The sequence below is a fragment of the Photobacterium sp. SP02 genome (genome assembly GCF_038519165.1).
Lineage (GTDB): Bacteria > Pseudomonadota > Gammaproteobacteria > Enterobacterales > Vibrionaceae > Photobacterium > Photobacterium halotolerans.
Genome location: NZ_JASJOJ010000011.1, coordinates 94,339 through 100,910 on the forward strand (window position 1 = coordinate 94,339; position 6,572 = coordinate 100,910).

General features: G+C 43.7%; 8 protein-coding genes. 7 read left to right on the plus strand and 1 reads right to left on the minus strand.

The features are described from left to right. Positions 1–226: 226 nt before the first annotated feature. Complete coding sequence (galE, locus tag P0Y67_RS07465) at positions 227–1,246, minus strand: UDP-glucose 4-epimerase GalE (RefSeq protein ID WP_342391378.1); 1,020 nt, start codon at positions 1,244–1,246, stop codon at positions 227–229. A 225-nt stretch (positions 1,247–1,471) separates the two neighbouring features. Here galE and P0Y67_RS07470 point away from each other — a divergent pair, with 225 nt between their 5' ends. The 7 genes from P0Y67_RS07470 to P0Y67_RS07500 all read left to right on the plus strand — a co-directional run bounded on the left by P0Y67_RS07470 (position 1,472) and on the right by P0Y67_RS07500 (position 6,502). Continuing rightward, positions 1,472–1,987: an NUDIX hydrolase gene (locus tag P0Y67_RS07470; protein WP_342391379.1), complete on the plus strand. Its 516-nt coding sequence runs from the start codon at positions 1,472–1,474 to the stop codon at positions 1,985–1,987. A gap of 143 nt (positions 1,988–2,130) precedes the next feature. Further along, positions 2,131–2,385, plus strand: coding sequence for a helix-turn-helix domain-containing protein (locus P0Y67_RS07475; protein ID WP_342391380.1), 255 nt, complete (start codon positions 2,131–2,133; stop codon positions 2,383–2,385). 2 nt (positions 2,386–2,387) lie between these two features. Continuing rightward, on the plus strand, positions 2,388–3,599 hold the full coding sequence (locus tag P0Y67_RS07480) for a type II toxin-antitoxin system HipA family toxin (protein ID WP_342391381.1): 1,212 nt from the start codon (positions 2,388–2,390) through the stop codon (positions 3,597–3,599). Positions 3,600–4,040: 441 nt separating this feature from the next. Next, the gene (locus tag P0Y67_RS07485; protein ID WP_342391382.1) at positions 4,041–4,808 is read left to right on the plus strand and encodes a helix-turn-helix domain-containing protein; all 768 of its coding nucleotides are present in this window, start codon (positions 4,041–4,043) and stop codon (positions 4,806–4,808) included. Positions 4,809–4,964: 156 nt separating this feature from the next. Next, the gene (locus tag P0Y67_RS07490; RefSeq protein ID WP_342391383.1) at positions 4,965–5,363 is read left to right on the plus strand and encodes a hypothetical protein; all 399 of its coding nucleotides are present in this window, start codon (positions 4,965–4,967) and stop codon (positions 5,361–5,363) included. A gap of 224 nt (positions 5,364–5,587) precedes the next feature. Then, positions 5,588–6,214, plus strand: a complete 627-nt coding sequence (locus P0Y67_RS07495) for a hypothetical protein (RefSeq protein WP_120513075.1) — start codon at positions 5,588–5,590, stop codon at positions 6,212–6,214. A gap of 75 nt (positions 6,215–6,289) precedes the next feature. Then, the gene (locus P0Y67_RS07500; protein ID WP_342391384.1) at positions 6,290–6,502 is read left to right on the plus strand and encodes a hypothetical protein; all 213 of its coding nucleotides are present in this window, start codon (positions 6,290–6,292) and stop codon (positions 6,500–6,502) included. Positions 6,503–6,572 lie beyond the last annotated feature (70 nt).

The window sequence follows — 6,572 nt, forward strand, 5'->3', positions numbered from 1 at the left end:
AGGTTTAACGAGCGGAGCATATGCACTAAATCTTACAAACTCATGAAGATTATGTGTCTTAACGATGAAAAGGCATTAAAAAGCAGTAAGTTAATCATATTACGCAAGTAAAAAGCCGCCTTTTGAGAAGGCGGCTTTTACAATCACCCCGCCATCGGCGGTGGTTTAGGAGTGACAATAAAAAACGGCCCGTCATAGGCCGCTTTTGCAATACATATCGCTACTGTTAATGGCTGTCCGGATAACCTTGCGGGTTCTGAGACTGCCAGCGCCAGGTATCGCGCGTCATTTGATCGACAGTACGGGACGCAGCCCAATGCAATTCTTTCTTTGCTTTGGCTGGATCTGCCCAGCATTCTGCGATATCACCGGGGCGTCGCGGTGCAATCTGATAAGGCACCGCTTTCTCTGAGGCTTTTGCAAAGGCATCAACCATTTGCAGAACGCTCAGACCATTGCCAGTTCCCAGATTATAAATATGCAGACCGGCTTCTTTCCCTTTGTGCGTCAGTGCTGCCACATGGCCATCCGCCAGATCGACAACATGAATGTAATCACGTACACCCGTGCCATCAACCGTTGGGTAATCATCGCCAAACACAGACAAAAATTCACGACGGCCCACGGCGACCTGAGCAATAAACGGCATCAGGTTGTTGGGGATCCCCTGAGGATCTTCTCCCATTTCACCAGATTCATGCGCCCCTACCGGGTTGAAGTAACGCAGCAGTGTGATGCTCATTTCGGGGTGAGCATGTTGAATATCCGTCAGGCACTCTTCTACCATAAGTTTACTGCGGCCGTAAGGGTTGGTCGCGCTGGTCGGGAAGGATTCAAGAATCGGCACACTCGCCGGATCGCCGTATACTGTGGCCGAAGAACTGAAGATGATGCTGTTCACACCGGCTTCACGCATTGCTTCAACCAACACAAGCGTTCCGTGAACATTGTTGTCATAGTATTCCAGTGGCTTTGCAACCGATTCACCTACGGCTTTCAGACCTGCAAAGTGAATCACTGATTCAACATCATTCTCACGGAATACTTTATCCAGAAATGCGCGATCACGAATATCGCCTTCAAAAAACGCCGGTCTGACGCCGGTCAGTTTTTCAATTCGCTCCAGCACGGTCTTCTTACTGTTGTACAGGTTGTCGACAATGATTGGGGTCATCCCCGCTTCTATCATTTGTACGCAGGTATGACTGCCAATATACCCCATACCGCCTGTGACCAGAACGCGCATACAATCTCCTTGTTTTTTAGTTCTTCATTATGCTGCAGATGCTGAGTATATCAGAGAATCTTCAACCGTCATCTGGCGCATGGCTTGTGCCGCTTCGCTCGTGGCCCACAAACCGAGAATTTCTTTGTAATCAATGCCAGACATTATCGCAGCGATAAACACTCTGCCCAGCCTTCAGTGTTACACTGGCTGACACATTCAGTTATGAAAACACATTGAGGCAATATGAAATCACAAACCCTGTGCCAATGGAAAGGCTTTTCCGTAGAACAAGGGACACACCAATTGCCGGATGGACGCGACATCACTTTTACCACAGTCCGCCATCCGGGCGCGGTGGTCATTGTGCCTGTCACGGCGCACGGGGAACTGGTTCTGTTACGCCAATACCGTCCAGCAATCGGACGCTGGATTCTGGAATTTCCCGCTGGCACTCTGGAAAAAGGTGAAGAGATCGCATATTGCGCGAAGCGAGAGCTGGCGGAGGAAACACAACTCGCCGCCAGTGAGTGGCTGGCTCTGGGTGAACTCCTGCCTGTTCCCGGTTTTTGTGATGAGGTTCAGCATGTCTTTCTGGCTAAAGGGCTTTCGCCGGCTGAAGGTGATCTTGATGCAGATGAAATCCTCGAAGTCGTGACTATGACCGTTAAGGCTTTCACCGAAAAGGTGGTCAGCAATGAGATCCAGGATGCCAAAACACTGGCAGTCTTTCTGAAATTACAGGTCATGGGTCTGATCTGACAACAAGCCACAATTTTTGTATCTCACATCAGCAATATTAGCCATATAGCTAACTTATCAATCATCCACTTACAAGTTAGCTATATAGATAACTTACAAACAATCAACTACACTGTTTGCTATATAGCTAATAGGATTTCAACATGGCCAACAGAGAGAGCATAGGTAAAGCAATAGCCGCAGCGAGAAAAGCCAAAGGCGCGACACAGAAAGCCATGGCAGAACAGACAGGCATTAACAAAACCACCCTGTCAGAAATTGAAAATGGCCGCTTTACCGGTTCCCTGGACATTTTCGAGCGCTACCTGGATGCCGTTGACTTGCAATTGCAAGTATCGCCCAAGCAACATCAGTTACCAGACTGGGATGATATCGACACACTGTTTGATGAGGACTGAGCATGGCTCTTGATCACCTGCCCGCCAAAATAGAAAAGATAACTGTGTGTCTGGATGAAGACGAATTAGGCGTGTTAACGCATGGTTCCGTTCATCATTATCAGCCGATACAAACTCAGCGCCATGCCTCTCTTACCATGACAAAGCCTAATCTGGATGGCTATTCCTCCGGTGCATTACACCCTATTTTTGCGCAGAATCTACCCGAAGGCTTCAACCGCCGGTTCATTGCTGAAAAACTGGCAAGATACGCCCGAGTCAATGACATGTATCTGCTCGCACTGCAGGGCAAACACAGCATAGGTATGCTCAGCTACCAGAGTGAATTGCAGCTTCCGGAAGCCGATTCGGTATCCCTCACTGACATTCTGACTTACCAGGGTAATACACCTTTGTTTCCGCAACTGCTCGAGAAATATTACCTGCGCAATGCGCTGGCCGGTGTGCAGCCTAAGGTCAGCATTCCCAAAACAGACCGAACGGTTGAACAAAAAGATCTGATCGTTAAATCTTTCGATGCGGAGTTTCCGTTACTGACGGTCAATGAATATGTCTGTATGGAAGCGGCGCGCCATTGCGGCTTAGCGCCGCCGGCCACCTATCTGTCCGACAATATGGAAACCTTTATTGTCGAACGTTTTGACAAACCAGATGACCAGTTACTGGGATATGAGGACTTCACCACCTTATTGAAAAAGCCCAACAACCCGGATGCCAAATATACAGGCAGCTACGAAACTCTGCTCAAAGCAACCCACCTGTACACCAATAGTTTGGCTGAGGTGGAGAAAATGTATAAATACATTGTCTTTAACTGCCTGATCGGCAACGGTGATGCACATCTGAAAAACTTCGCATTGCAATACACACAAGACATGAAACACATATTTGTCTCCCCGCCTTTTGATATCACCCATACCCTGATTTACGACACCATTGACAATAAAATGGCACTCAAGATGGCGAACAGCAAAGTCTTTCCGGATAAACACCATCTGTTAAAACTGGCCGAGTCCACCAGCTTCAGAATTCGGCAGGCAGATAAGATCATTGAAAAGCTGGCACAAGGCATCAAAGACTATATAGATCGATCAGATGAAATCCTGTTAATGGAAGGGCTAAAAGCCTCCATAGATAAGTCGGTTTCTGAGACTATGGTATCCAGCTACAGTGCAAAGTCGTATCGGCACGACAAAAAGCGTAAGTTTGAATAATTCTCCTGAAACAGTAACATATGTTTACATACCATTTTAAACAGAATATTGCGCTATATATTTCAAGTCGAAATGTTAAATCAACTTCTGTTTACCTTAATGCCAGAAATGCTAATCGGTGTTACTGGCCATAAATTACATCTATATCAGCCTTGCCTTAAGCCATCATTAGACAAGAAAACACCAACCACAATATTTATAAAACCCTCAGACCTATAGATAGCAGACCCCTAGTGCATAATACAAAGCTGTTAGTGATTATCTCAAAGGCAATATAGAGACAACTCTCTTACAGTTACTACTGAGACAGCAATAACATTGCTAACACATACAACGTCAGAGCGTTACTTAACAGTACGCCAATATAAGAAATAATTAATAAAGGAATATCAAAATGAATATAACAAACTGTAAAAAAAATACTTGTCATTGGCATGGGTATTGAGTGAAAAACCAACTTACTCCATAGAACTGCAAGAGAAACTCTTTAAAGGAAATGTCCTTTTTGCTCATAAAAACATCAAAAACATCTCACACTTACAATTTAGAGACACACCTGACTTGGTCATCATTGATGCTATCAACAATGATTTCGAACTCATAAAGGTCACAAAAAATGCGCTAACATTTCGTTTTCTACTGCAACAAACAACGTCACCTGATTTCATTGCAATCATTAATAGTGAATACAATCACAAGAAGCAATTATTTGACATTGGTATCACTGATTACATTAGCTGCCCTTTCATCAGCAAAGAGATTAACTACCGAATAATGCATATACTGCATTCCAATGAAAAAACAAACAACACACACCAAAGTAATGAATCCCTACCGGAACAAATAAACAACAACCGGGATTCCATGGACTCACAACTTATTTTAATTGAGAAGTGCATTAAACACCTCAATGGTTCGATATCTGAGGATGTCAGGCTAGAAACACTTTGCCGGATACTTGGAACAAACAGAAATAAACTCAATCAAGTATTTAAGGATCACTTAGGTATGACTGTCTTTGAATGGTTAAGAAAACAGAGAATGCATAAAGCAGCAGAATTACTAGAAACATCCTCTCTCAACATTGTTCAAATCGCAGAAAAAGTGGGATACATGGACTCAAACAATTTTTCAACGGCATTTAAGCGTATCTACCATAACTGTCCTAGTCAGTTCAGAAAGCAATTTAAGTCCTCCATGCAGGATTAACCCATCATAAATTATGCTGAACGCAAAGCTTAAGGTGATTGTACAAAAGGAAAATATGTCAAGATGACATAACAATTACATTGTTCTGAGACAGTCATTTTCAACGTCAAAGAACAATATAGGAAAATTCACTATAACGTTAGAAGGAAATTTATCATGGCAATTAACGTACAACAAACAGGCCCCATCAATAATTTATTCCCTGGCTCACCCAATGTGTTTAACAACAATCAGAAGGAAGCGGTTTACAATGTTATCGGACAACTGACCTATGCAGATATTTACCGTAATAATGCAGGCACAATTGTCCAAAACCAAACCATGCGTCTGGACATGCAGGGAACCTTTATGCAAGGTAACTATCGTTTTCATAACCTTCAGGTTCAGGTCAATGGCGTGAATGGCAATAGCACTGTTGCTCACGTCAATGTGTCCGAAGAAACAATGACTAACGATCAGCCCAACCAACAAGGGGTATTGAGAAAAGTGCAATCAGCACTGAATCAAAGCTTTGACAATGCTGCAAGTTATCAGGTGACGGGTACAGCGCCATAGCCCATCCGTCTCCCGTCACAAATAAAAAAGCCCATTGAATGGGCTTTTTTATTTAAAGGACAAAGTCCATCACATTAAAAACCGAATACCAAGATATCAAAAAGAAAATAAGGTATGAAACAAAGGTTATTAGTACAAAATAGCATTACCTTTAACTTGTGCTTGAAAACTCAAGCACCTTAACCAACGAATATAAACGTCAGTTAATCTATGAGGAAAATAATATGTCACAGTCACAAATCAACTTAAACTTCATTAACCGCTCTAATGATGTCAACAACAGCGAAGTGGTTATTTTCCAGAAAAATGTCGCCGAGAGTTTTGACGAAATAGCCATTGCGTGGCGTGTTATCCAAAACTGTGGGCGTAATGATAACCATCCTTTCGTTTATCCTTTGAAATTCGAAGTCTGTGCAAGTGATTCCTTCGGTAACTACACACCACAGATGACAGCCTACGACGGCCAGGCTTATGAAATGGTAAAAGATACTTCGGGTGATGTCCTGCGGCTTGCCAGTACACCCGCCGTATCTCAGCAAGAAGTCGAAGTGCGTAATAACCTGAGCAGTGGTTCGATTAATGCCAATATCTATCGTGATGGAAAGCTACTGGCAGCTAAAACCAATGTGTCACCTGGCCAGAAAGGGGTTTTCCAATTCCATCCAAGTATTTTCGTCGGGGTTGTCTCGCAAGTAGTTGAAGGCGAAGTGATGAATTCAGCGATTATCCAGCAAGTAAACACTGAAATTAACCTGTTCGGCATTCAAAGTGCCGATCTTGTGATGACAGGTGGTGGTTCTGGGCCAACAGCTTCACCATTTGAATTCCATCTGGAAAACATCAACAAATAAGACTGAATAGCCCAGGTGTTACAGCTGTGACTGTAACACCTGCTTCAATTCCTTCTTCTGCAAAGAGAAACGATGATGACTGATAAGCAAACACCCGCGACTGTACACACCTGGCAGTCTGGCGACTGGAAAGAAAAAGCCAACAGCCAAGCTCCGTATAATGGCGTTCAGATCACCGGTATTCCGCAATATAGTGATAACGGCACATTTATCTCAGCGTCCATTACCATTACAGATTACACGAATGATCCGGCTGGCATCAGCAGTCATATTCAGGCATTAAGGTAGTGTTCAAAGTTTTGTGTCTTTTCCTACACTTCCTAAAAACGGGGGGAGACACATCATGGCTGATAAATAC